Origin of the sequence: Eubacterium sp. SB2, assembly GCF_001244405.1 — a bacterium.
GTDB classification, from domain to species: Bacteria; Bacillota; Clostridia; order Lachnospirales; family Lachnospiraceae; genus Faecalicatena; species Faecalicatena contortus_B.
On record NZ_LN865153.1, the window covers coordinates 1,792,418 to 1,816,521 of the forward strand.

Consider the following 24,104-nt stretch of genomic DNA (forward strand, 5'->3'; position numbering starts at 1 on the left):
AAGGGAAAGAGGTGGTTAGGTATGGGATTTGCAGTTGAAATGAGACATATAACAAAGGCATTCTCCGGAGTGAAAGCAATAGATGATGTTTCCCTTCAAATCGAGGAAGGGGAAATCCATGCACTGATCGGCGAGAACGGTGCAGGGAAATCTACGCTGATGAATGTATTAAGCGGGAGCTTTTCACATCATACATATGAGGGAGAGGTGCTTGTGGGAGGGAATCAGGTGAAGCTTTTAAGCCCGGATGATGCGAACAAGGCGGGAATTGTCATGGTGCATCAGGAATTGGCACTGATTCCTGAGATCAGTGTTGCTGAGAACGTATTTCTGGGGCATATGCCGGGAAATCATACGGGGATTGACTGGAAAACAGTCTTTAAAAAAGCGGAAGAGGCATTAAAGCGGCTGTCACTGGACATTGATGTGAAATCAAAGGTAAAGTATTTAAGCGTTGGCCAGCAGCAGCTAGTTGAAATTGCCAAGGCAATTATGATGGGCGGAAGGGTACTGATTTTGGATGAACCGACGGCCCCGCTTACAGACCGTGAGACAGAGACCCTGTTCAGAATCCTGAAGGAACTGAAAAATGAGGGAATTACGATCATCTATATCAGCCACAGGCTGGAGGAGATTTTTAAACTTACGGATTCTGTATCGGTCATGAGAGACGGAAAAATGATCGTGACGAAAAAGACAAGCGAACTGACAACGGATCAGCTTGTGTCTTATATGATTGGCCGGGAATTAAAGAATATGTATCCTGATATAGAGACAGAAAAGGGTGATATTATTCTGGAGATTCTGGACTACAGCGTACCCCATTCGGAATATGACGGGAAAAATATCGTAAACCATGTCAGCATGGAATTCAGAAGAGGGGAAATTGTAGGAATCTCGGGGCTTCTGGGGGCCGGACGGACGGAGCTTATGATGGCGGTGACAGGCGGCTACAGAATTCCAGGAAAAGGGAAGATTAAACTGAATGGCAGGGAGATACTCTTTAAGTGTCCAAAAGAGGCGATCCGCTCTGGCATAGGATTCGTAACAGAGGACCGGAAAGGGAACGGTTTGATTGTAGACAAGTCCCTGTGTTTTAATTTAACTCTTGCAGCGCTGGACAAGGTCCGCACAAGACGTATGCTGAACCCAAAGAAAGAGAGTTCCCTTACAGAGAAGTTTATCAAGGATCTGGGGATCAAGTCGGCAGGCATGCATAATCCGGTAAAAAGCTTAAGCGGAGGCAATCAGCAAAAGGTCGTATTGGCAAAATGGCTGGCGACAGACCCCAAGATCTTAATATTGGACGAGCCGACCCGTGGGGTTGATGTGGGTGCAAAATATGAGATCTACACAATTATGAAGGAACTGGCAAAAGCCGGAGTGGCTATTATTATGATCTCTTCCGACCTGCCTGAAGTAATTGGTATGAGTGACCGCGTCTATATCATGAGCGAGGGGAACCTGACAGGGGAACTGAATAAAGAAATGCTGACAGAAGAAAACATTATGAAATATGCAACCAATACTGTAAATGAGCAGAGATAGGTGAGGAGGAATCAAAATATGGAAAAGATTGTTGCCGGAAAAACAGGTCATTTCAAAGCAGGGAAATTTATTAAGAATAATTTTGTTATTATTGCCTTTATTCTTATATTTATATTCAGTTGTTTTGCGACCCCTGTATTTTTAACAGTAGGGAATATTACATCAGTCCTGATCACGAACTCTATTTCTGCAATCTGTGCGCTGGGAATGCTCATGATTATCATCACAGGCGGGATTGACCTTTCAGTTGGCTCGTATGTCTGTATTTGTGTCTGTCTGACAGCAGGTTTTATTCAGAATGGGATGGGGCCCATGGCAATTGCGGCAGTAGGAGGATTAGGGATTTTATTCGGCTGTGTGACCGGAGTTCTGGTCGCTTATGCAAAGGTAGCTCCGTTTATCGTGACGCTTGCTATGACATCCATTCTGAAAGGCCTTGCCTACATGTATCAGGTAGGAGAGAATCGGAGAATTGACGGGACATTCTGGCCGGATTTTATCCAGGGGTCTGTCTTATTCATTCCTACACCGATTTTTATCATGGTATTGGTATTTTTAATTGTACTTTTTGTACTAAATAAAACGAAATATGGAAGAGGGCTCTACGCCATCGGCGGTAATCAGGAGACCGCCAGGCTGGCAGGTATCAATGTAAAAGGATATCTTGTGGCAGTATATGCGATCGGTGGATTTCTGTTTGGATTGGCCGGAATGATTCTTGCGGGACGCCTGAGCATGGGTACAGCAACCGTAGGTGATGGATATGAGCTGGATGCCATCGCATCCGTTGTGATTGGAGGAGCATCCTTATCAGGAGGCACCGGAGGTGCGGTAAAGACTCTGATCGGCGCATTTCTGATGGGAATTCTGATGAATGTCATGAACCTTTTGGGAATTGCATCCTATCCGCAGATGGTCTTCAAGGGAATTATCATTGTAGCGGCTGTCCTTGCTAATCGGAATGACTAGATGCAGGGGGACAGGATCATGACAGGCTCAGTTTACGGAAGTACAGCAAAAAGAGGCGGCCTTGTAGCCAATATTGAGAGGTATGCCCTTAACGACGGACTTGGAGTGCGGACCACGGTCTTTCTGAAAGGCTGCCCCCTGAGGTGCAGATGGTGCTGCAACCCAGAAACACAAAGTAATAAGAAAGAATTCATGTTTTTTGCGGACAATTGTATTGCATGCGGCGCCTGCATGGAAAGTTGTCCTTATGGAGCGTTAAAGACATCACCTGCCGGGGACAGGAATATCTGCAGTGACTGCGCGGACCGGGAATCTCCATTTCCCTGTGTAGAGCAGTGCTTCACGGGATGCAGGAAAATCAGCGGAGAAGAGATGACTGCTGGAGAAGTGACAGCGCTGGTGAAACGGGACATGAACTTCTATCTGAAAAGCGGCGGCGGCGTTACGATTTCCGGAGGGGAACCACTTGCCCAGCCGGAATTCCTGGAAGAACTGCTGAAGTCTCTTAAGGAAAGCTGGATCAACACAGCAATCGAGACCTGCGGGTCGGGGAAGGCAGAGACGATCGAAAGGATTGCCCCTTATGCAGACATGGTATTTTTCGATATAAAGTGCATGGATGACATGAAACATAAACAATGGACCGGCTCCGGAAACAAGCTGATACTGGATAGATTTCTTCTGATGGCGGAGATGGCGCGGAAGTATTCCTTTGACCTGATCGCCAGAACTCCAATTATTTCCGGCTTTAATGACTCGGAGGAGGAAATACGTGCAATCGGAGAGTTCATAAAAAGCGCCGGAGCTTCTGCCGTGGCCGGGTATGAGCTGCTCCCGTACCATAAGCTTGGGAGAGGCAAGTATAAGGCGCTGGGAAGGAGGTATGGTTTAGAAAACCTGACACCTCCCTCCGGGCCGCTGATGGAAAGGCTGAATGCAGCAGCGGGGAGCACAGGTGTGGAGATGTGTAAGTTCTAAAAATGCAGGTGCTTATCCGGTATATTTATTATCCGATGTGGATTTTCGGTGAAACAGAAATGAAAACGTGGGTCCTAATACTTGAAAAAACAGGTTGATTCCACTATAATACTTCTTGTGCTATATCCAAATCACGAAAGCGAGGTATTATCGTTTGCAGAAGGAACAACTGTCGTTTGACACCATAAATCAACAGCAGGCCGTTTTTGGGCCGGAGGATAAATATATTAAGCTAATTGAAAACAGCTTTCATGTGAGCATTGTAGGCCGCGATTCCATGCTGGAAGTCGCAGGGGAATCAGAGATTGATGTCAACTGTGTGAAAGAAGTTTTAGAATGCATGAAGCAGCTCCACACCGGCGGCGCTGCGCTGACGGAAGATACCGTACACCGTCTGATCGAGGAATCCAGGGATGGAGGACTCGATGAAACTTATAAAGCCATGCAGGATGTCGTTACCCTGACTTATAAGCATGGCCCCGTGAAGTGTAAGACTCTTGGGCAGAAGAATTATGTAAAAGCGTTAAAGGAAAATATCGTCACTTTCTGTATCGGCCCTGCCGGAACCGGAAAAACATACCTCGCCGTCGCTCAGGCAGCGGAAGAATTAAAACGGGGGGAAATCGATAAGATCATTATGAGCAGGCCGGCGATAGAAGCGGGGGAAGAGCGTCTGGGATTTCTGCCCGGAGACCTGGCGCAGAAGGTAGACCCCTATCTGAGACCGTTGTACGATGCCCTGGACGATATATTCGGACGCGAAAAATCAGAGAAACATCAGGAGCGCGGTGAGATCGAGATTGCTCCCCTGGCATATATGAGAGGCCGTACCTTAAGCCGGGCACGCGTGATAATCGACGAAAGTCAGAATGCGTCATTTTCCACGCTGAAGATGGCGCTGACGCGCCTTGGCGAAGGCTCAAAGATGGTACTGACCGGTGATGTGACTCAGATCGACCTTCCGAGGAATACAGATTCCGGTCTGGAAAGATGCGCACGGATTCTGGGCGGTATCGATGATATCGCCGTTACGAAGTTATCAAACCGTGACGTAGTCCGCAATAAGATTGTGAAAGATATTGTAAAGGCATTTGAAAAGGAAGAAGAACGTACACAGGCAAGACGTGACAAGAAACGGATCGGATCCGGTCCGAAGACGAGATAGTTTGAAATGGAATGAAAAAGATACATCCGGGGAAAAGATATCCCGGCTGTATCTTTTTCATTTAGTACAGGTGCAAAAGCCTCAAAGTAGCCCCTCTACGCCTACGTTTTTGCGTCTGCACTCTCGAAAAAACATTCTCACCGAACCAGCAAGGTATTTGGATTGTCCTATACTAGGAAGCTTTGTAAAAAAAGCAACTTTACAAGGGAGTGAAATGAGGTGTATAATAGGCTGGAGTTTGTATGTAAAGAATTGGAAATAAAACAATTATAATTCGAACCGGCAAACAGTTAGTAAAGGAGTAACTCATGAGTTTATACATGGAAGAAGAAGGCGGACTGAAGCTGCCTTTCAATACAGAAGATACAGCAAATCTTGTGATTGAGGCGGCGCTGGAATACGAAGGCTGTCCGTATGAGGCTGAGATTAATCTGCTGCTGACCACAGACGAGGATATCCGGGACATGAATCAGATGTTCCGCCAGATAGACAAAGCGACGGACGTGCTGTCTTTTCCTATGCTGGAATATGAGACGCCCGGGGATTTTTCAGAGATGGAAGCGCATTCCCAGGACTGCTTTAACCCAGAATCCGGGGAACTGATGCTGGGGGATATCGTCATATCAAAAGATAAAGTCCTTGAACAGGCAGAGGCTTACGGACATTCTCCTCGCAGAGAATACGCTTTTCTGATTGCCCACAGCATGCTGCACTTATTTGGATATGACCATATGGAGGAGGAAGAACGTCTTCTTATGGAGCAGAAGCAGAGGGACATTCTTGAAAATATTCAGATATTGCGGTAGGGTGTGTTTTGCATTGGAGCAAGGATTATCAATCACACTCTTTGCTAAGTAAACGGAACAGTTGCACGGAGGGAACTTATGGCTGAGTCACATAAGCAAAAAAAGAGAAAAGATGATTTTCTAATGCAGGGTGCGATCCTGGCGATTGCCGGAGTCATCACGAAAATCATTGGTGTTGTATATAGAATTCCCCTGACAAATATTCTGGGGGATGAAGGGATGGGATTTTACGGGTATGCGTTCGAAGTCTATGCACTGGCGCTGCTTCTATCTTCCCTGAGCCTGCCGACCGTAGTCTCAAAGCTTGTCTCCGCGAGGATGGCTATGAGGCAGAGAAGGAACGCATTCCGCGTATTTGTATGCTCCCTGGTGTTTTCCCTTGTGATTGGGGCTGTATTCGCCCTCATCATTTTCTTTGGCGCGGATCTGATTTCCACTCACATCATGGAATCGCCGCTCAGCGCTTATGCCCTGAAGGTTCTGGCGCCCGGGCTTTTTATTGTATCCGTCTTAGGTGTTCTGAGGGGATATTTCCAGGGGCTTGGCACCATGGTACCCACGGCCGTGTCACAGGTAATTGAGCAGATTGTCAATGCGGTTATCAGCCTGGCTGGCGCAAGCATCCTCTTTGGTATCGGGATAAAAGCGGCGGAGAAGCAGAATAACGATCTGATGGGGCCTGCATACGGGGCCGCAGGAGGAACACTGGGAACAATTGCAGGAGCCCTGTCTGCCCTGTTCTTCCTGTTATTTGCCATTTTTGTATACCGCGGTGTCATACGCAGACAGCTCCGCACAGACAGAACCCGCCGTCAGGAGAGCTACGGCCGGATTCTGAAGATTCTTCTGATTACGCTCGTTCCTATTATATTCAGTACTGCGATTTACAACATTAACCAGTTACTGGATATGACAATATTTAATAAAATTATGGCTGCGCAGGGGTATTCGGAAGAAAAATACATGGCTCTGCTGGGAATTTATTCGGGAAAATATAATACACTGCTCAGTGTACCGCTCGCCATGGCCAACGGTCTGGCAGCATCTATTATCCCCAGTCTGACCGGAGCGGTTGCCAGAAATGACCGACCGCAGATTCATAATAAGATTAACCAGTCTGTCCGGTTCACCATGCTCATAGCAATCCCCTGTTTTGTGGGATTTGTGGTACTGGCATCACCGATTATGGTTCTGCTTTTCGGAGATTCCAGTCGTACACCGGCATTGCTCCTCGCGGTCGGATCCATTACACTTGTATTTTACTGTTTATCCACGGTTACAAATTCCGTGCTGCAGGGCCTGGACAAAATATCTGTGCCTGCTAAGAATGCGGGAATATCACTGGTTGTACATATCATTTCCCTGCTGATTATGCTGATTGTATTTAAATGGAATATTTACGCGCTTGTGGGCAGCAACATTGTATTTGCACTTTGCATGTGTATCCTGAATATCAGGGCCATTCACAAGGCGAACGGACACCGTCAGGAGATGGAAAAGACTTTTGTGAAGCCGCTTCTCGCAGCCGTCATCATGGGTGTTGTTACGTATGCCGTGCACCTGGTGCTTGATCTTCTGATCGGAGGCCGTATTCCGACGATCCTTTCGATTTTGGCTGCCGTTGCCGTATACGCCGTGAGTATCTTAAAATTGGGTGCTCTTTCACCGGAAGATATCCGTGATCTGCCCCAGGGACGGAAAATACTGAGGATATGCAGAAAACTGCATCTGCTTCCCCACGGCGGACGGTAGAAACAACAGCCGATAAACTGATAATTTTTTCGAAAAATTGTATAGAATAATAAAAAAAGCCAATACTGTATGAAAAAAGGAGTCGGTCCTTATGAAAATGAAATACTGTATTGGCTTTTTTGCAGGCGTTTTTCTGCTTGTTTCCATGCTGGGGATTGGCTACCAGCTCAGCTACCAGTATATGCTGGACAGGCAGGAAGCCAAGGCTGAAATTCCGGAACAGAAAACGGAAAGCATTACAACAAAAGGGAGTGCCACAAAGAATGAAGGCTATTATATTTGTGAGCTCCATGGATATATTGTAGTTTATCTCAATGACAAGACAACAATTTATGAAGTTACAAGTATTCCGCTTTCAAACCTGCCGGAAGATATGCAGGAGGAAGTCAAGGAAGGAAAACTGATCGAGACGGAACAGGCACTCTACGGATTTTTAGAAAATTATTCGAGCTGATAAGTAGACGAAATCTGTCAAATAGTGTAATATATACTTTGTTCTGCAGCTTTGCTAAAGAAAATGATCTGCAAATAGGAGAAACAAATGGACGAACAAAAGATTAAACGAATCAATGAATTATACAGAAAATCCAAAGCCGAAGGCCTTACCGAATCTGAAAAGAAGGAACAGAAAATCCTGCGCCAGGAATATGTGGATTCTTTCAGGCAGAATCTGCGCAGCCAGCTTGATCGAATTGATATTGAGGAAAAAGATGGGACTGTTGTGAATCTGGGTGAAAAGTTTGGAAACAAAAAAGGAAATTAGGGCAAGGCTAAAAAAAGACAGGGCCTCTCTTCCCGCAGAGATGAGACAGGCCTTCAGCGACAGGATTTTTAAGGCTGTTATCGGACATCCCCTGTATCAGAATGCAGAGGAGATCTATTGTTATGTCGCTTTCCGGGAAGAAGTGTCTACGTTGTCGCTGGTGGAATACTCCTGGAAAATGGGAAAAAAGGTTGCAGTTCCCAAGATCCATGTGGATAACTCCGGGCTTAGAATGGAGTTTTATTATATTGACAGTATGGATGAACTGTCAGAAGGGTATTATGGGATATCCGAGCCGCCGGCAGAGAAAATGGCCTCCGGCAGCCAGGTACTGGTTATTATGCCCGGCGTGGCTTTTGACAGGCGGGGCAGCCGCATTGGTTACGGAAAAGGCTTTTATGACTCTTATCTTGGAAAGCATCCCGAATACCGCCGCATAGCGCTTGCCTATGAGATGCAGTGCCTGGATCGGATTCCTTCTGAGGTACACGATATCCGGCCTGAATGTATCATAACAGAAAAGGAGATTTATACATGCTGACAGGACTTCCGGGCGATCCGGTCATTTTGCTGAGCGTCGTGAATACGAAGCTCAGGGATTATTATCAATCATTGGACGAACTTTGCGATGATTTGGCGATATCCGCAGAAGAATTGGCCGGGAAGCTGAAAATGATAGATTACGAATATGATGCCGCAAGGAACCAGTTTGTCTGACTGCTGTCCGGGGCATAAGTAAAGGGATATTACATATGAAAACAATTGATTTTTCAAAAATTGACTTATTAAAAGAACCGCCTGTCCGAGAGCCGGAAAGGCAGTATTATTTTATAGCAAAAGCAAGAGAATACGTCAGGGAGCAGGCCGAAAAAGCAGGCCATCCTCTGACTTTTTGCGTTGTCACCTTTGGCTGCCAGATGAATGCCAGGGACTCCGAGAAACTGGCTGGTATACTGGAACAGATCGGATACCGGGAGGAAACCGACGAGGAAAAAGCGGATTTTGTAATTTATAATACCTGTACCGTCAGGGAGAACGCCAATCAGAGGGTGTACGGAAGGCTCGGCCAGTTAAACCGTGTCAAAAAAAAGAATCCGCATATGCTGATCGGCCTTTGCGGTTGTATGATGCAGGAACCGGAAGTCGTAGAAAAGCTTAAGAAGAGTTATCGGTTTGTAGATTTGATTTTCGGCACCCACAATATCTATAAATTTGCTGAACTGATTGCTACCCGTCTGGAATCCGGGCGTATGGTCATCGATATATGGAAAGATACAGATAAGATCGTAGAGGATCTGCCTGCAGAAAGAAAGTATTCGTTTAAATCCGGTGTTAATATCATGTTCGGCTGCAATAATTTCTGCAGCTACTGCATTGTCCCCTATGTGAGGGGGCGGGAGAGAAGCCGTAATCCACGCGATATCATCCGTGAGATCGAGGAACTGGTGGCTGACGGAGTGGTTGAAGTGATGCTTCTGGGACAGAATGTAAACTCCTACGGAAAGAACCTGGACCAGCCCATGAGTTTTGCACAGCTGCTCCGGGAGATTGAAAAAATAGACGGACTGAAAAGGATTCGTTTTATGACATCCCATCCCAAGGATCTGTCCGACGAACTGATCGAAGTGATGGGCAGCTCCGAAAAGATCTGCCGTCATCTCCATCTGCCGGTACAGTCCGGAAGCAGCCGCATTCTGGAAAAGATGAACCGCCGCTATACAAAAGAGCATTATCTGGAGCTGGTTGAAAAAATAAGGTCTTCTGTGCCGGACATCTCTCTGACTACGGATATTATCGTTGGTTTTCCGGGGGAGACGGAAGAGGATTTTCAGGAGACTCTGGATGTGGTCAGGAAAGTACGATATGACAGCGCCTTTACCTTTATCTATTCCAAGAGAACCGGCACGCCTGCGGCGGTAATGGAAGACCAGGTTCCAGAGGGCGTGGTGAAGGACCGATTCGACCGCCTCTTAAAAGAGGTGCAGAGTATATCGGGCGAAGTGTGTAGTGTATACACGAATACAATCCAGGATGTACTTGTCGAGACGGTCAATGACCACGATGCGGCGCTGGTAACCGGCCGAATGGGCAATAACCTGCTGGTTCATTTTCCAGGCGGTGAGGACCTGATCGGAAAGATTGTAAGTGTGGAATTAAAAGAATGCAGAGGTTTTTATTATATTGGCGATATGATTAAGAAATAAATTGTTGCTATGCACGCCCGATGAGACGTGCATAGTAACAATAAATTCCACCTATAATTCAATAAAAAACGTCCAGACTATATATAACAGATACGAATGGATATATAGGAGGACGTTTTTTCGGTGAAAAAAGTGAGCGAATACCTGGTACTCTGGACACTGGGCGGAACAATTTATTATACATTTGAAGTCATATTCAGAGGCTTTTCACATTGGTCCATGTTTTTGCTGGGCGGGCTTTGCCTTGTCTTCTTTGGACAGCAGGGACTCTGGGTAAAATGGGAGGATCCGCTTTGGCTGCAGCTGGTCCGCTGCGTGCTGTTTGTGACGGCGGGAGAGTTTATCACCGGGATCATAGTGAATAAATGGCTGCATTGGAACGTCTGGGATTATTCGGATCAGCCTTTTCAACTGTTCGGACAGATATGTGCGCCCTTTACCATCTTATTTTCCGGGCTGAGCGTGTTCGGGATCTTTCTGGCGGCATACCTGCTTTACTGGCTCTATGGAGAGACAAAACCACATTTTCACGTACTGTAATATTTTGCGTAACAGCTCAGACAGGTCTGCGCATTTACTGCGCAGACCGTACGAAAACATGGTGGTTGCAGGCATACAGCCCTTCGCCGCAGGCGAATTTAAATGGGCTGGATGCGTAACAGTTCAGGCCTGTCTGAACTGTTACTATTTTACAAACATGTGTCGGCTCTTTGAGAAAAATTCTCTTTCACAACTTTTTTAAAAATGGTATACTAGTATAAGCCAATCTAAATACCTTACTGTTTCGCTGGCCTGATTTTCCGATAGCACAGACGCAAAAGCCTCAGCGTAGCACCACTACGCCTGCGTTTTTGCGTCTGCACTCTCGAAAAATCATTCTCACCGAACCAGCAAGGCATTTAAATTGTCTTATACTAGAATGGAAATTCAGAAGCGAAAGGAAGTAGAAACGTGGCAGAATTAACACCAATGATGCAGCAGTATATGGAGACAAAGAATCAGTATCCGGACTGCATTTTATTCTATAGATTAGGCGATTTTTACGAGATGTTTTTTGAGGATGCCATTACGGCATCCAGGGAACTGGAGATCACGCTGACAGGCAAAAGCTGCGGGCTGGAGGAGCGGGCACCCATGTGCGGTGTCCCTTATCATGCCGTAGACAATTACCTGAACAAACTGGTCGCAAAGGGCTACAAGGTAGCCATCTGTGAGCAGATGGAGGACCCCAAGCTGACAAAGGGACTTGTCAAACGGGATGTAGTGCGGATTGTCACCCCCGGAACCAATCTGGCCCCGCAGGCACTGGATGAGACAAAGAACAATTATCTGATGTGTATCGTTTACATAGCCGACCGTTATGGCCTGGCCATCTCCGATATTACGACCGGAGACTATTTTGTAACAGAACTTCCCGACAGCGTAAAGCTGATGGATGAGATTTACAAGTTTATGCCCTCCGAAATCATCTGCAATGAATCTTTTTACATGAGCGGCATGGATTTGGATGACCTGAGAAACCGGCTTGGAATCGCTATATATTCTCTGGACGCCTGGTATTTTGATGATGCAGTCTGCAGGAAGAAGCTGCTGGAGCATTTTCATGTATCCTCCTTTGCAGGGCTTGGGCTGGAGGATTATGACTGCGGGATCATCAGCGCCGGAGCCCTCCTTCAGTATCTGCTGGAAACCCAGAAAAACAATCTGTCCCATTTGACCCATATTACTCCCTATACCACGGGAAAATATATGATGCTGGACAGTTCTACCAGAAGGAATCTGGAACTATGCGAGACGCTGAGGGAAAAGCAAAAAAGAGGTTCCCTGCTCTGGGTGCTGGATAAGACCCGGACTGCCATGGGGGCCCGGACACTCAGGAAGTATGTGGAACAGCCTTTGATAGAAAAAGAGGAGGTTCTTCGGCGCCTGGATGCGGTAGAGGAATTAAAGAACAATGCAATCTCTCGCGAAGAGATCCGCGAATACCTGTCGCCGGTCTATGACCTGGAACGCCTGATTACCCGAATCACCTACGGTTCTGCCAATCCAAGAGACCTGACCGCGCTGTGCAGTTCGCTGGAGATGCTGCCGCCGATCAAATACATACTCGAAGAGATGCAGTCCCCGCTTCTGGGAGGAGTGCGCGATGATCTGGATACACTGGAAGATTTGTGTTCGCTGATCAAGGATGCGATCATAGATGATCCTCCGCTTGCGATGAAAGAGGGCGGTATTATACGGGACGGCTACAGCGAGGAGGTCGATACGCTCAGGCACGCCAAGTCAGACGGGAAAGACTGGCTGGCTAAGCTGGAAGAAGAAGAGCGTGAAAAAACCGGTATTAAGAATCTGAAGATTAAGTACAACAAGGTCTTCGGATATTATCTGGAAGTGACCAATTCCTATAAAGATCTTGTGCCGGATTATTATACAAGAAAGCAGACGCTTGCCAATGCGGAGCGTTATATTACACCGGAACTCAAAGAGCTGGAAGACACAATACTGGGGGCAGAGGACAAGCTGTATGCACTGGAATACGAGCTATACAGCGCTGTCCGCGACACCATAGCCGGGGAGGTCGAGCGCATCCAGAAAACAGCCAAGGCGGTGGCGGCGCTGGACGTGTTTGCATCCCTTGCCCTGATTGCGGAACGCAATAATTATGTGCGCCCTAAAATTAACGAAAAGGGCGTAATCGACATCAAGGACGGACGGCACCCGGTCGTGGAAAAGATGATTCCCAATGATATGTTCATCTCAAACGATACCTATTTGGATGATAAAAAGCAGAGAATCTCCATCATCACCGGACCGAATATGGCCGGTAAGTCCACTTACATGCGGCAGGCCGCACTGATCGTTTTGATGGCGCAGCTGGGCTCCTTTGTTCCGGCATCCAGCGCCAATATCGGGCTGGTCGACAGGATCTTTACCCGAGTTGGGGCGTCGGATGATCTCGCTTCCGGACAGAGTACGTTTATGGTCGAGATGACAGAGGTTGCCAATATCCTGCGCAATGCAACCGGCAAAAGCCTGCTTATCCTGGACGAAATCGGAAGGGGAACCAGCACATTTGACGGACTCTCCATCGCATGGGCCGTTGTGGAGTATATCTCCGACACGCATCTGCTGGGAGCAAAAACACTGTTTGCGACACACTACCATGAGCTGACCGAGCTGGAAGGCAAGATAGAAAACGTAAACAATTACTGTATTGCGGTAAAAGAAAAGGGAGACGACATCGTTTTCCTGCGCAAGATCGTGAAAGGCGGGGCGGACAAGAGTTATGGGATCCAGGTAGCCAAACTTGCCGGAGTGCCGGACATTGTCATAGAAAGGGCAAAAGAGATTGTAGAAGAACTCAGTGATGAGGATATCACCACAAGAGTCAGCGAAATTGCCGTCAAAGAACACGAGAGCAAAAAGAAATCCAAGGTCAAAAAATACGATGAAGTTGACATCGCCCAGATGTCTCTGTTTGATACGGTAAAAGACGGAGATGTCCTGGAAGAATTGAAAAATATTGATGTTGGGAACCTGACCCCGATTGATGCATTAAACACGATATACAGATTGCAAAACAAACTGAAAAACCGCTGGTAAAAGCAAAGGGGTCTGACCCTCTTGCAAAGGGGACAACCCCCTTTGCAGAAGGGTCAGACCCCTGGAGCGTGTTTGATAATTCATTGTACACGTCTGACCGCCCCATTTCACGACCTATTTTAGCCAAATTTTATCAACGTAGAACCACTACGCCTCAAAAATTTGGTTAAAACATCTCGCAAAGTGGGACAATCAGCCGTATACATGGTTTATCAAACACACTCTATGGCGGAAAAGGAGAGAAGCTATGCCACATATTCAGGTATTGGATCAGATTACAATTGATAAAATTGCTGCCGGAGAGGTGATTGAGCGTCCGGCCTCTATTGTAAAGGAGCTGGTGGAAAACGCCATTGATGCCCGGGCTACTGCCGTTGTTGTGGAGATACAGGAGGGCGGTATTTCATTTATCCGGATCATGGATAATGGGGACGGAATACTCCGTGAGGACGTGCCAAATGCTTTCCTCAGGCATTCTACAAGCAAGATTCGGGCGGTTGAAGACCTTTCGCACATCGAATCGCTGGGATTCCGCGGAGAGGCTCTTTCCAGTATTGCTGCAGTTACGCAGGTGGAATTGATTACGAAGAGGAGAGAAGATACTTTAGGAACCCGCTATCTAATTGAGGGCGGCAAAGAACAATTGATAGAGGATACAGGCGCTCCGGATGGGACGACCTTCCTGATACGCCAGCTTTTCTATAATGTTCCGGCCAGAAGAAAGTTCTTGAAGACCCCTATGACAGAGGCCGGTCATATACAAGACCTGTTGATGCGCCTGGCGCTTTCCCATCCGGAAGTGTCATTCCAGTTCATCAACAACGGGCAGGAAAAGTTAAGGACAGCGGGTAATGGCCGGTTGAAAGATGTGATCTACAGCATCTATGGACGCGAGGTGGCCGCCAATTTGATTGAGATGGATTACGGGAAAGGCGGGATCCATATTACCGGCTATCTCGGGAAGCCTACCATCAGCCGCGGCAACCGGAATTTCGAAAACTTTTTTGTAAATGGCAGGTATGTAAAGAGCGCCATGATCTCCAAGGCCATAGAGGATGCATACCGTGATTTTGTTATGCAGCATAAATTTCCTTTTGTTGTATTACACTTCCATATTAATGGCGAAGATATAGATGTAAACGTTCATCCCACAAAGATGGAACTTCGGTTCCAAAGACAGCAGGAAGTATACAACACGGTCTATGAAGCCGTGCACAGAACTCTGCTGGAACCGGAACTGATTCCTGTCGTGGATGTCCCGGAACCTCCAAAGGCTGCAGAAGAGGCTCCATCCGGGAGTCCTTTCTTACTAAGACCCAAGGCAGGCGCCGTGTCGGATAAAGGCTCGCCAATGACCGCAGGAAAGCAGGAAAGCGCGGAGATGGCGCCCGAGGAGAAAAATGAAGACTACTTCCTCAAAAAGATGAGGGAAAGAGTCTTGTCTTACCATAACCGCACGTCCTCCGCGGAAGTATCCGATATCCGCCAGATCCACCGGCCGGATGAACAGACATCCCGAATCAGGGAAGCCGCGGAAAAACGCAGGGCAGACGAACAGACAACCCACGATGCAAAGCCCCTGCCGGCAGTAACCATCCGGGAAGCCGGGGATATCCCATCCCCTGCTTCGTCAGATGCAGCACCGACACATCTTTCAGAAGAGCGGGCAGTTTATGGAGAAAATCCGGAACCTTCTGAGAAGCCAAAAGCCACCGAGAAGCCGGAAGCCCCTGAAAAGCCGGAACAGCTGAATCTTTTCGACGAAAAGCTGCTGAAGCGCGAGGTAAAGGCGGAATATAAGCTCATTGGCCAGGTGTTCGATACGTACTGGCTAGTCCAGTTCCATGACAGCCTCTATATCATAGACCAGCATGCCGCCCATGAGAGAGTTCTTTATGAGCGGACACTCAAAGGCATGAAAAACCGGGAGTTTACCTCCCAGTATCTGAGTCCGCCTGTCATCCTCTCCCTTTCCATGCAGGAGACAGAGCTTCTGAATGAGCATATGGACCGGTTTAAAAGAATCGGGTTTGAAATCGAACCCTTTGGTGGCGATGAGTATGCAGTCCGCGCAATACCGGACAATCTGTTTGGTATTGCAAAGAAGGAGCTGCTCCTGGAGATGCTGGACGGACTGGCCGATGGGATTACGACTTCCATGACGCCGGAACTGATTGACGAGAAGGTGGCGTCCATGTCCTGCAAGGCCGCAGTAAAAGGAAATAACCGCCTGTCCGCCATGGAGGTGGATACACTGATCCAGGAGCTGCTGGAGCTGGACAATCCATATCACTGTCCTCACGGACGGCCGACCATTATCGCCATGACGAAACGGGAACTGGAAAAGAAATTTAAGAGGATCATATAAATGAAAAAGCCATTGATTATATTGACGGGGCCGACCGCCGCAGGCAAAACGAAAGCTTCCATCGGCCTTGCAAAAGCAGTGGGTGGAGAGATTATTTCCGCCGACTCCATGCAGGTATACCGGTACATGGACATCGGCTCCGCAAAAATCCGGCCCGCCGAAATGGAGGGAATTCCCCACCATCTTGTAGACGTCCTGGATCCGGAAGAGGACTTTCATGTGGTGCGTTTCCAGCAGATGGCAAAGGAGGCCATGAAAGGAATCTATAAAAGAGGACACATTCCCATAGTCGTGGGCGGCACGGGTTTTTACATCCAGGCCCTGCTCTATGATATCGACTTTACGGAGAATGAGGGGGATACCGCCTGCAGGGAGCATCTGGAGCAGCTTGCCAGGGAAAAGGGAGCTGCATACCTCCACGCAATGCTGCGGGAAAAAGACCCCAAATCAGCCGAAGATATCCACGAGAACAACGTAAAACGCGTGATCCGCGCCCTGGAATTTTATCAGCAGACCGGGATTCGTATCTCGGATCACAATGCAGAAGAACGAAAAAAAGAATCTCCGTACAATTACGCCTATTTTGTGCTTCATGATGACCGGTCACGCCTGTATGAACGGATTGACCGCCGGGTTGACCGGATGCTGGAAGAAGGCCTCGTGGAAGAGGTAAAATCATTAAAGGACCGCGGTCTTGGACGTGATAAAATCTCCATGCAGGGGCTGGGATACAAGGAAATCATGGCGTATCTGGATCAGGAGATGACGCTGGATGAAGCGGTTTATACGATCAAAAGAGACACCCGCCACTTTGCAAAGAGGCAGATTACCTGGTTCAAAAGAGAACAGGATGTCATCTGGCTGAATAAACAGGAATTTGCTTATGATGAGAAACGCCTTCTTGCACGGATGCTGGATGAGCTGGAAAAACGCAGTATAATAGAGAAAGAAGATAGATGAGGATCGCAGTATGAGCTTAGAAATGAATCAGATATATGAAGAATTAGGTATCCAAAAAGAAGTATACGAATTCGGGCGCAAGGCGGAAGAGGAGCTTGCCCCCCGGTTCCGTGAGTTTGAAAAGACTGCGGAATTCAATCAGCTGAAGGTACTGCATGCGATGCAGGTAAACCGTGTTAACGAAGGCTGTTTTCAGTTTGCAAGCGGATACGGTTACAACGACCAGGGCAGGGATACACTGGAAGCGGTGTACGCAAGCGCCTTCCATACGGAAGCCGCGCTGGTCCGTCCGCAGATTACCTGCGGGACCCACGCCCTCGCCCTTGCCCTTGCGGCCAACCTGCGTCCCGGGGACGAGCTGCTTTCTCCCGTAGGCAAACCTTATGACACCCTGGAAGAAGTAATCGGAATCCGCGAATCAAAAGGTTCCCTGGCAGAATACGGCATCAACTACCGCCAGGTGGAACTGCTGGAAAACGGATATTTTGACTATCCGGCAATCAAAGCGGCGCTGAACGAAAAGACAAAGCTGGTTACCATACAGCGCTCCAAAGGCTATCAGACACGTCCCAGCTATTCCGTTCATAAAATCGGAGAACTGATCGCCTTTATCAAAGGGATCAAACCGGATGTTATCTGTATGGTAGACAACTGTTACGGAGAATTTGTCGAAACAATCGAACCGAGCGATGTGGGCGCGGATATGATCGTAGGTTCCCTGATCAAAAATCCGGGCGGCGGTCTGGCTCCCATAGGCGGGTACATTGCCGGAAAGGAGGCGCTGATCGAAAACTGCGCGTACCGCCTGACATCCCCTGGACTTGGCAGGGAGGTCGGCGCATCTCTTGGCGTCATGCAGTCCTTTTACCAGGGATTCTTTCTGGCCCCTACCGTAGTGTGCAGTGCAGTAAAAGGCGCCGTATTCGCCGCATATCTGTATGAAAAGCTGGGATTTGGCGTGATACCTGACAGCAGGGAAAGCAGGCATGATATCATCCAGGCAGTGGAACTGGGAACTCCCGAAGGCGTAATTGCATTCTGCAAGGGCATCCAGGCCGCAGCTCCTGTCGACAGTTACGTAACACCGGAACCCTGGGCCATGCCGGGATATGACAGCGATGTAATCATGGCGGCCGGCGCGTTTGTCCAGGGCTCCTCTATCGAATTGAGTGCGGACGGTCCGATCAAACCGCCCTACGCGGTTTATTTCCAGGGCGGGCTGACATGGCCACATGCCAAACTTGGAATCCTGAAATCATTGCAGAGCATGGTGGACGCAGGAATTATCTCAGCCGAATCCCTGCTGCAATATTAGAGCGTGTCTGAAAATTCATTGCTGCAGGCAGCATTCCACCACAAGGCACAAAGAAGAAAAGGAGGCACATCCATGAATAAAGTTGCAGTAATCGGGGGCGGGGCATCCGGCCTGATGGCAGCCATTACCGCCGCGCGAAACGGCGCCGGGGTCTGTATTCTTGAACATAAGGACCGGGTGGGCAGAAAAATTCTGGCGACAGGAAACGGCAGGTGCAATTTTACGAATCTGCACCAGGAACCGATCTGCTACCACTCTGAAAATGTTCTCTTTCCCTGGAAGATCATTGAAAAATTCAATGCGCAGCAGACAATCGCATTTTTTCTGGAACTGGGCATCTATTCTAAAAACAGGAACGGATATCTCTACCCGCAGTCTGACCAGGCATCCGCGGTCCTGGAAGTGCTGCGCATGGAGGCGCGCCGCCTGGGGATAGAGATCCATACGGAGACAGAATGCAGAGAAATCATTCCGAATAAAAAAGGATTTCTGCTGCAGACAGATCACGGCAGTTTCCGTGTACAGAAGGTCATCCTGGCCGCCGGTTCCAAGGCTGCTCCATCCACGGGTTCCGATGGTTCCGGCTATGGCCTGGCAAAACAGCTGGGACACCGTCTGGTTCCGGTTCTTCCCTCCCTTGTGCAGTTGAAATGCAGAGAGAACTTCTATAAAAGCATCGCCGGTGTTCGTGTCGGAGGAAGCGTGTCTGTCTATACGGACGGTGAATGCCAGGCAAAGGATACTGGGGAGATCCAGCTTACCGGTTATGGCATATCAGGAATCCCGGTTTTTCAGGTCAGCCGCTGCGCCGCGATCGGTCTCTATGAAAAAAAGTCGGTAACCGCAGTATTGAATTTTATGCCTGATTTTACAGAAGAACAATTTCTGGCCTTTTTGAAAAAACGGATTGCCGCCCGTCCGCAAAAAACAGCAGAAGAATTCTTTGTCGGCCTGTTCCATAAAAAGCTCTCCGCACTGTGGCTGAAACTGGCACATCTTGACCCGTCCGCGGCGGTTGGAGACTGGACCGTGGAAGAGGTCCTTGCCCTTGCACGCCTGATACAGCATTTTTCTACGGAAATAACGGAGACCAACTCCTTTGAGCAGGCCCAGGTCTGCCGAGGAGGCGTCAATACGGAGGAAGTCACAGACAATCTGGAATCCCGTTTTGTCCCCGGCCTGTATTTTGCAGGGGAAATTCTGGATGTGGACGGTCTGTGCGGAGGCTACAATCTGCAGTGGGCATGGTCCAGCGGCTATGTAGCCGGAAAGGAGGCTGCCGGTGCTTAGAGTCAGCCAGATCAATCTACACCCGGGGCATACTCCGGAGGAATTAGAGAAAAAGCTTTTAAAAACCCTATCCGTTAAAAAGTCCGATCTGCTTGGATGGCGCATAGCAAAGCAGTCCATCGACGCCCGGAAAAAACCGGATGTGTTCTTTTCCTATACGGTGGATGCCGAGGTCAGGCATGAGAACCAGGTTCTGAAAAGAGCCGGAAAGCAGGTGCGGCAGATCCGTGTCAGCGCCTATCAGCCGCCCGCCCCGGGCAGCATTCCGCTAAGCCGCAGGCCGGTCATCGCAGGCAGCGGCCCGGCCGGAATGTTCTGCGCCTATCTGCTGGCTAAAAGTGGATACCGGCCGCTGCTTCTGGAACGGGGGGGCTGCGTGGAGGAGCGGATCAAAGATGTGGAAGATTTCTGGAACGGCGGCCGCCTGAATTTGTCCTCCAACGTCCAGTTCGGGGAAGGAGGAGCAGGCACTTTTTCAGACGGCAAGCTGAATACACTGGTCAAAGATTCCAAAGGAAGAAACCGCTTTGTCCTGGAGACATTTGCTGCACATGGTGCTCCTGAGCGTATCCTTTTTGAACAGAAGCCCCATATAGGCACCGACGTTCTGATCGATGTGGTCAAGAATATGCGTCAGAGCATACTGGAACTGGGCGGAGAAGTCCGGTTCCACAGCCAGGTGACCGATATCCTGCTGGATTTGGCCGCCCCCTCCGAAGAGCCCCGCATCAAACAGGTCGTTGTAAACAACAGGGAGGCGCTGGACACGGAGCTTCTGGTTCTTGCCGTGGGCCACAGTGCGCGGGATACTTTCCGGATGCTGTATGACAGACAAATCCCTATTCAGGCAAAGTCCTTTGCCGTAGGGGTGAGAATTGAACATCCCCAGTCGATGATCAGCCAGTGCCAGTATGGAAAGACAGACTGCCCGGAACTACCCGCCGCATCCTATAAACTGACGGCACAGCTTTCCAACGGAAGAGGAGCCTATACCTTCTGCATGTGTCCGGGGGGATACGTCGTCAATGCCTCCTCCGAGGAGGGCCGCCTGGCAGTCAATGGGATGAGCTACCACGCGAGAGACGGAGCCAATGCGAACAGCGCGGTCATTGTCACTGTAACACCAGAAGATTACGGGACGGATCACCCGCTTGCAGGCGTGGAATTCCAGCGAATGCTGGAGGAACGCGCATGGAAGGAAGGAAACGGGAAAGTTCCGGTTCAGCGCTTCGGTGACTTCTGCAGCGGCCGCCTCACAACAGAGCCCGGAACAATCCTGCCTCAGATCAAAGGTCCCTGGACCTTCTCCAACGTCAGGAATATTTTCCCGAACGTTCTGGCAGATTCCCTGGAAGAAGGCATCTATGCCATGGATCATAAAATCCATGGATTTGCAAGAGAAGATGCTATGCTTTCCGGTGTGGAAAGCCGAACCTCTTCTCCTGTCAGAATTATCAGAAACGAGGACTTCGAAAGCCCTGCTGCCTCCGGACTATATCCATGCGGAGAGGGCGCCGGGTATGCAGGGGGAATCACCTCTGCAGCGATGGATGGGATCAAGACAGCCGAAGCACTTATTCAGAAATATACACCAAAGTATACTTGAGTAAGTTTAAGCTCTTATCCGACTTCACAAAAAATTAAGAATAGCAGACCTATACATGATTTTTAATTTATGCTAAAATAAATCATTGTATTGAGCCATCCGCAGTCTGAAATAATTATATGAACCAAAACAATACAATGAAAGAGATGTTGGAAGAAGCGCGCCCTTATGAGAAATGCGCCAAATATGGAGCGAGTAATTTGACGGACATTGAATTACTGGCTGTTTTACTGCGTACAGGGACACGGGGAGAGAATTCCCTGCAGCTTGCGGAGAAGCTTCTGCATCCCGATTTTGCCCAGGAGGGCATCCTGAGCATTCATCAGTGGACAAAGGAACAGCTTCTTTTAGTCCGTGGAGTCGGCAAGGTTAAGGCAGTACAGATCCTATGCCTGTCCGAGCTTTCCAAAAGGCTCTCCAAGGCAGCTGCGGAGATTGGGCTGAACTTTACAAGCCCGGCCTCAGTCGCCCGTTATTATATGGAAGACATGCGTCACAAAAGGCAGGAGACCATGAAGCTTCTGCTTCTGAACACAAAAACCCGCTTAATCGGGGAGACTGATATATCAAAGGGGACGGTCAATTCGGCCGTAATCTCGCCCCGCGAGCTGTTTGTAGAAGCGCTGCAGAAAAATGCGGTTTCTATCGTACTGCTGCACAACCATCCCAGCGGAGACCCGACACCGAGCAAGGATGACATCCTTGTTACAAGAAGGATAAAGGATGCCGGTATATTGATTGGGATCGAGCTGCTGGATCATCTGGTGATCGGCAATAATTGTTATATCAGTATGCGGGAAAAGGGACTTATATAAGGATAGGGGAAGGTTATACAATGGCCAGAAATGTATATGGACTCGATTTGGGAACATATGAGATAAAAGTATATGATAAGAAAAAAGAGGAGATCTGGAAAGCCAAGAATGTTATCGCCATGCAGGACAAAAAGTATATTTTTTCCGTAGGCGACGAAGCATATAAGATGTATGAAAAAGCGCCGGATAATATCAAGGTGGTATTCCCCATGCACAACGGGGTGATTGCACATTTTGATGACATGCAGTATCTGCTCCAGAATCTGCTGAAAATGGACCGGCAGTTTTCCCGCGGCGCCGAATACGTAATCGCGGTTCCTACGGACGTGACTGAGGTAGAGAAGAGGGCTTTCTACGACCTCGTATTCCATTCAACTGCAAAAGCCAAATCCGTCCGGATTGTAGAGCGGGGGATTGCCGATGCTCTGGGCATGGATATAGACATCTGGAATGAAAAGGGCATCTTTATCGTCAATATCGGAGGGGAGACAACGGAATTATCTGTGATTGCCTCCGGCGGTATGGTTTTGAACCGTTTGATCCAGATCGGCGGCATCCATTTTGACAATGCCATCACTCATCTCGTCCGGCATAACCGTGACTTTCTGATCGGCCGCCTGACAGCCGAAACGTTGAGACGGGAATTCGGGGTATTTGACCAGGCGGCAGATGCTTCGCTGACTGTTGCCGGAAGAAATCTTATTACGGGTGTTCCGGAGCAGAAAAGCATTCCTATCGGACTCGTCAGGGCGGCCATGAAAGAGCCGCTGTCTGACTGCGTCCGCGCCATCAAATCCATGATAGACAGAACACCCCCGGATGTACGAAGGGGGATTGACCAGAACGGAATCTGCCTGACCGGCGGCCTGGCCAATCTGAAAGGGCTGTCTACATATCTGGAGGAAAGCACCGGCCTTGGAGTGCGGACGGTACAAAATCCTGAGCTCTGTGCAGTAAGCGGGCTCAAGAAGATTATACTGAACAAAGATTACAGTAAGTTAACATATTCCATGTTAGATGAAGATTATAGGTGGCTGAGATAATATGAAAAAGAAAAATCAAACCTCGTCGACAAATAAATACTGGCTGGCAGGGCTTTCTCTGTTCTGCATCCTGCTGGTGGTGCTTTCCGTATTTTCCGACAAAGCGGAGGGGCCGTTCAAAGGGATTGCCAGCGTAACAGTCATTCCCATGCAGAAAGGCATCAATCAGATCGGCACCTGGCTGGGCGACATATGCGACAATTTCGACACGCTGCAGCAGGTGAGGAAGGAAAACGAAAAACTGCAGGCAAAGGTAGATGAACTGATCACCGAGAATAACAACCTGCAGGAGGAAAAGTATGAACTGGAACGGCTGCAGTCGCTGTATAAACTGGATCAGAACTATACCGAATATGAGAAAACAGGCGCCCATGTCATCGCAAAAGATTCCGGCAACTGGTTCAGTACCTTTACCATTGACAAAGGAAGCAATGACGGGATTAAGGTAGATATGAACGTTCTGGCTGGAAGCGGCCTGGTCGGAATTGTCATCAAAACAGGCCCCACATGGTCCACGGTCCGTTCCATCATCGATGACTCCAGCAACGTAAGCGGCATGTCACTTTCCACATTCGACAAGTGTATGGTAAGAGGGGATCTTTCTCTGATCAATGACGGGAAAATCCGTTTTGAACAGATGGAAAACAATGAAAATAAAGTGCAGGTGGGAGACCAGATCGTCACCTCTCATATCAGTCCCAAATATCTTCAGGGAATCCTGATTGGTTATATCAGTGAGATCACCGTAGATTCCAATAACCTGACCCGCTCCGGATATATTACACCCGTCGTGGACTTTAAGAACCTCCAGGAGGTGCTCGTAATTACAACAACAAAGGCGGATCTCACAGGTAAGGACGCAGAAGAATAATGAAAAGCAAATGGAAGTATGCAATATCCGGCAGGAAAGGGGAATACG

Annotated in this window: 21 protein-coding genes; all 21 read left to right on the forward strand. The window is 48.5% G+C overall.

The genetic code is table 11. The annotated features are described in order from the left end of the window. The first annotated feature begins 21 nt into the window (after positions 1 to 21). The 21 genes from BN1938_RS20375 (at position 22) to mreC (ending at position 24,056) form a co-directional block, all read left to right on the forward strand. Entirely contained in the window at positions 22 to 1,548 is a 1,527-nt protein-coding gene (locus tag BN1938_RS20375; RefSeq protein ID WP_050642266.1) for a sugar ABC transporter ATP-binding protein, read from the forward strand. Positions 1,549 to 1,566: 18 nt separating this feature from the next. Next, on the forward strand, positions 1,567 to 2,517 hold the full coding sequence (locus BN1938_RS20380; protein ID WP_050642267.1) for an ABC transporter permease: 951 nt from the start codon (positions 1,567 to 1,569) through the stop codon (positions 2,515 to 2,517). Between the two features lie 18 nt (positions 2,518 to 2,535). Then, positions 2,536 to 3,495 (forward strand): glycyl-radical enzyme activating protein, encoded by a 960-nt coding sequence (locus tag BN1938_RS20385; RefSeq protein WP_050642268.1) that lies wholly within the window; start codon positions 2,536 to 2,538, stop codon positions 3,493 to 3,495. A gap of 154 nt (positions 3,496 to 3,649) precedes the next feature. Beyond that, complete coding sequence (locus BN1938_RS20390; RefSeq protein WP_050642269.1) at positions 3,650 to 4,660, forward strand: PhoH family protein; 1,011 nt, start codon at positions 3,650 to 3,652, stop codon at positions 4,658 to 4,660. Between the two features lie 308 nt (positions 4,661 to 4,968). Continuing rightward, positions 4,969 to 5,466, forward strand: a complete 498-nt coding sequence (ybeY, locus tag BN1938_RS20395; protein ID WP_050642270.1) for an rRNA maturation RNase YbeY — start codon at positions 4,969 to 4,971, stop codon at positions 5,464 to 5,466. A 78-nt stretch (positions 5,467 to 5,544) separates the two neighbouring features. Beyond that, positions 5,545 to 7,218, forward strand: a complete 1,674-nt coding sequence (locus BN1938_RS20400) for a putative polysaccharide biosynthesis protein (RefSeq protein WP_050642271.1) — start codon at positions 5,545 to 5,547, stop codon at positions 7,216 to 7,218. A 91-nt stretch (positions 7,219 to 7,309) separates the two neighbouring features. Beyond that, entirely contained in the window at positions 7,310 to 7,672 is a 363-nt protein-coding gene (locus tag BN1938_RS20405; protein ID WP_050642272.1) for a hypothetical protein, read from the forward strand. An 87-nt stretch (positions 7,673 to 7,759) separates the two neighbouring features. Continuing rightward, positions 7,760 to 7,981, forward strand: coding sequence for a DUF896 domain-containing protein (locus BN1938_RS20410; RefSeq protein WP_009004195.1), 222 nt, complete (start codon positions 7,760 to 7,762; stop codon positions 7,979 to 7,981). Then, positions 7,959 to 8,522 carry a 5-formyltetrahydrofolate cyclo-ligase gene (locus BN1938_RS20415; RefSeq protein ID WP_050642273.1) on the forward strand — a complete coding sequence of 188 codons (564 nt, stop codon included), beginning with the start codon at positions 7,959 to 7,961 and terminating at the stop codon, positions 8,520 to 8,522. The genes BN1938_RS20410 and BN1938_RS20415 overlap by 23 nt, the downstream gene beginning before the upstream one ends. After that, a complete protein-coding gene (locus BN1938_RS20420) occupies positions 8,516 to 8,698 on the forward strand; it encodes a DUF4250 domain-containing protein (RefSeq protein ID WP_050642274.1) in 183 nt (60 codons plus the stop codon). The genes BN1938_RS20415 and BN1938_RS20420 overlap by 7 nt, the downstream gene beginning before the upstream one ends. 35 nt (positions 8,699 to 8,733) lie before the next feature. Next, the gene (gene miaB, locus BN1938_RS20425; protein WP_050642275.1) at positions 8,734 to 10,185 is read left to right on the forward strand and encodes a tRNA (N6-isopentenyl adenosine(37)-C2)-methylthiotransferase MiaB; all 1,452 of its coding nucleotides are present in this window, start codon (positions 8,734 to 8,736) and stop codon (positions 10,183 to 10,185) included. Between the two features lie 123 nt (positions 10,186 to 10,308). Then, the gene (locus BN1938_RS20430) at positions 10,309 to 10,725 is read left to right on the forward strand and encodes a putative ABC transporter permease (RefSeq protein ID WP_050642276.1); all 417 of its coding nucleotides are present in this window, start codon (positions 10,309 to 10,311) and stop codon (positions 10,723 to 10,725) included. A 429-nt stretch (positions 10,726 to 11,154) separates the two neighbouring features. Next, a complete protein-coding gene (gene mutS, locus BN1938_RS20435) occupies positions 11,155 to 13,788 on the forward strand; it encodes a DNA mismatch repair protein MutS (RefSeq protein WP_050642781.1) in 2,634 nt (877 codons plus the stop codon). Positions 13,789 to 14,035: 247 nt separating this feature from the next. Then, positions 14,036 to 16,156, forward strand: a complete 2,121-nt coding sequence (gene mutL, locus BN1938_RS20440; RefSeq protein WP_050642277.1) for a DNA mismatch repair endonuclease MutL — start codon at positions 14,036 to 14,038, stop codon at positions 16,154 to 16,156. After that, a complete protein-coding gene (miaA, locus tag BN1938_RS20445; RefSeq protein WP_050642278.1) occupies positions 16,157 to 17,116 on the forward strand; it encodes a tRNA (adenosine(37)-N6)-dimethylallyltransferase MiaA in 960 nt (319 codons plus the stop codon). It begins immediately after the preceding gene. A gap of 10 nt (positions 17,117 to 17,126) precedes the next feature. Further along, the gene (locus BN1938_RS20450) at positions 17,127 to 18,431 is read left to right on the forward strand and encodes a methionine gamma-lyase family protein (protein WP_050642279.1); all 1,305 of its coding nucleotides are present in this window, start codon (positions 17,127 to 17,129) and stop codon (positions 18,429 to 18,431) included. 72 nt (positions 18,432 to 18,503) lie between these two features. Further along, the gene (locus tag BN1938_RS20455) at positions 18,504 to 19,721 is read left to right on the forward strand and encodes a BaiN/RdsA family NAD(P)/FAD-dependent oxidoreductase (RefSeq protein ID WP_050642280.1); all 1,218 of its coding nucleotides are present in this window, start codon (positions 18,504 to 18,506) and stop codon (positions 19,719 to 19,721) included. Beyond that, the gene (locus BN1938_RS20460; RefSeq protein ID WP_050642281.1) at positions 19,714 to 21,327 is read left to right on the forward strand and encodes an NAD(P)/FAD-dependent oxidoreductase; all 1,614 of its coding nucleotides are present in this window, start codon (positions 19,714 to 19,716) and stop codon (positions 21,325 to 21,327) included. Before BN1938_RS20455 ends, BN1938_RS20460 begins: the two co-directional genes overlap by 8 nt. A 119-nt stretch (positions 21,328 to 21,446) precedes the next feature. Continuing rightward, positions 21,447 to 22,142 carry a RadC family protein gene (radC, locus tag BN1938_RS20465; protein WP_050642282.1) on the forward strand — a complete coding sequence of 232 codons (696 nt, stop codon included), beginning with the start codon at positions 21,447 to 21,449 and terminating at the stop codon, positions 22,140 to 22,142. Between the two features lie 20 nt (positions 22,143 to 22,162). Beyond that, on the forward strand, positions 22,163 to 23,185 hold the full coding sequence (locus tag BN1938_RS20470; RefSeq protein WP_050642283.1) for a rod shape-determining protein: 1,023 nt from the start codon (positions 22,163 to 22,165) through the stop codon (positions 23,183 to 23,185). Between the two features lies 1 nt (position 23,186). After that, on the forward strand, positions 23,187 to 24,056 hold the full coding sequence (gene mreC, locus BN1938_RS20475; protein WP_050642284.1) for a rod shape-determining protein MreC: 870 nt from the start codon (positions 23,187 to 23,189) through the stop codon (positions 24,054 to 24,056). The last annotated feature ends 48 nt before the right edge of the window (positions 24,057 to 24,104 follow it).